Origin of the sequence: Pseudomonas sp. S36, assembly GCF_016647875.1 — a bacterium.
GTDB lineage: Bacteria > Pseudomonadota > Gammaproteobacteria > Pseudomonadales > Pseudomonadaceae > Aquipseudomonas > Aquipseudomonas parafulva.
This window is the reverse complement of the sequence record NZ_JACVVG010000092.1, coordinates 1-2,269: the sequence shown is the minus strand read 5'-3', so window position 1 is coordinate 2,269 and position 2,269 is coordinate 1. Positions and strand designations below refer to the sequence as shown.

Sequence of the window (2,269 nt, the reverse complement as noted above, 5' to 3'; positions counted from 1 at the left end):
TGGTGCGTTGATGCTCACGGTGCCGCTGGCGGAGCCGGCAGCGATGAACACTTGAGTACCACCAGTCAACGTCACGGTAACGCCGCCATGGCCAGTGACTGGCAGGCTGCTGTCTTCGCTCACCAGGGTGACGGTGTAGGTGATCTTGCCACCTTCGACCACAGTGGTGTTATCCACAGACAACACTGCGGTGACCTTGCTGATGGTGTCGGTGACGTTCACCGAAGCTGGGCCGCCAATGACCAGGTTCTCGAACGTGGCGTTCGGGACTTCAGCCTTGGTGATGCCCACTTGGATTTTGCCTTCATCTTTGAAGACGTCATCGCCCTGGGCCGGTGCGGCATAGGACTTGGTCGTCTCGCCCGCCTTGAACACGACGGTAGCGTTGTTGCTCAGGGTGACGGTCAGGTCCTTGTCCAGTGCGCGGTTCAGGGTCAGCGTGAAGGTCGGTGAAGTAGCTTCGTTCACCGACGCCTGGTCGGCAACGATGTTCACCTGAACCAAGTCGCCTTGGTTACCCGAGCCTGGAGTGCCCGAGCCTGGCTCGTCGGTCACGGCAGTGCTGACTGGCGTTTTGTCCAACGTCAGTTGTTCGAACTTCCAAGCATCGGCACCGCTGACCGACACGATTGCGTTCTGTACAGGTGGGTTGGCGCCGATATAGACGTTATCCGGTGCCGTCGCGGTTGCTGAACCCACAGTGCCGTTGGCGGGTACCACGACGGTGGTGCCATCTTTCAAGTGGAAGTACAGCTCGGCGTGGTTGTTGATCGGCAAGCCGTCTTTGTTGGTTAGGGTCACGGTGTAGGTGATCTGACCGCCTTCGCTGACCGAGTCGCTGGCGGTGAGTTTTGCCACCACTTCGTCGATGGTGTCAGTGACTTTTACCGAGGCATCGCCACCCAGTTGCAGGTTTTCGAAGGTGCGGCCATCGATGTCCACTGCAGACTTGATGCCCAGGCTTATGTCGCCCGAGTCCTTGTAGACGTCGTCGCCCTGCGCCGCGTGCTCATACGACACGCTGGTTTGGCCAGCCTTGATGGTGACCTGGGCGTTGTTGCTCAGGGTCACAACCAAGTCATGTGCCAACGCAGTGTTCACGTGGACGGTGAAGGTCGGCTTGACGTTCTCGGCAACCGAAGTTTGGTCGGCGGTGATGGTGACTTGCACCAGATCGCCTTGGTTGCCAGTGCCTGGAGTACCCGAGCCAGGTTCATCGGTGACAGTCGTGCTGACCGGGGTTTTATCCAGGGTCAGTTGCTCGAACTTGCCAACGTCAGCGCCAGTTACCGAAGCGATGGATTTGACGACCGGATCGTTCGCACCGACATAAACATTATCCGGTGCAGTCACAGTGACCGAGCCGGTGGTGCCATTCGCCGGGATGGTGATGGTGGTTTTGCCATCGTCCAGGGTGAAGGTTAGGGCGCCGTGGTTGTTGATTGGCAGACCATCTTTGTTGGTCAGCGTCACGGTGTAAGTGATGTCGCCACCTTCGGTGACCGACGAAGTTGCGGTCAACTTGGCGACTACTTCATCGATGGTGTCAGTGACTTTTACCGACGCATCGCCACCCAGTTGCAAGTTCTCGAAGGTGCGACCGTCGATGTCTACAGCCGAAGTAATGCCGAGTTTGATTTCACCCGAGTCTTTGTAAACGTCATCGCCCTGCGCCGCATGCTCATACGAAGCACTGGTTTGGCCGGCCTTGATGGTGACCTGAGCGTTGTTGCTCAGAGTCACGACCAGGTCGTGGGCCAATGCAGTGTTGATCTGCACGGTGAACGTCGGTTTGACGTTCTCGGCAACCGAAGTTTGGTCGGCAGTGATGGTGACTTGCACCAAGTCGCCTTGGTTGCCAGTACCTGGGGTACCCGAGCCTGGTTCGTCAGTCACAGTGGTGCTGACTGGAGTCTTATCCAGGGTCAGTTGCTCGAACTTGCCGACGTCAGCACCCGTTACCGAAGCAATCGACTTCACGACTGGGTCGTTCGCGCCCACATAGACGTTATCAGGTGCGGTGATAGTGACCGAGCCCGTGGTGCCGTTCGCCGGGATGGTGATGATGGTTTTACCATCGTCCAGTGTGAAGGTCAGGGCGCCGTGGTTGTTGATTGGCAGACCATCTTTGTTGGTCAGCGTCACGGTGTAGGTGATGTCGCCGCCTTCGGTGACCGACGAAGTCGCAGTCAACTTGGCGACTACTTCGTCGATGGTGTCGGTAACTTTTACCGACGCATCGCCACCCAGTTGCAGGTTTTCGAAGGTG

At 57.8% G+C, this 2,269-nt stretch carries 1 protein-coding gene; it reads right to left on the bottom strand.

Annotated features, from left to right (window positions below):
- Positions 1 to 2,269 (bottom strand): immunoglobulin-like domain-containing protein (locus IAE36_RS23425; RefSeq protein WP_328822877.1); only part of this gene is annotated, 2,269 nt, incomplete at both ends.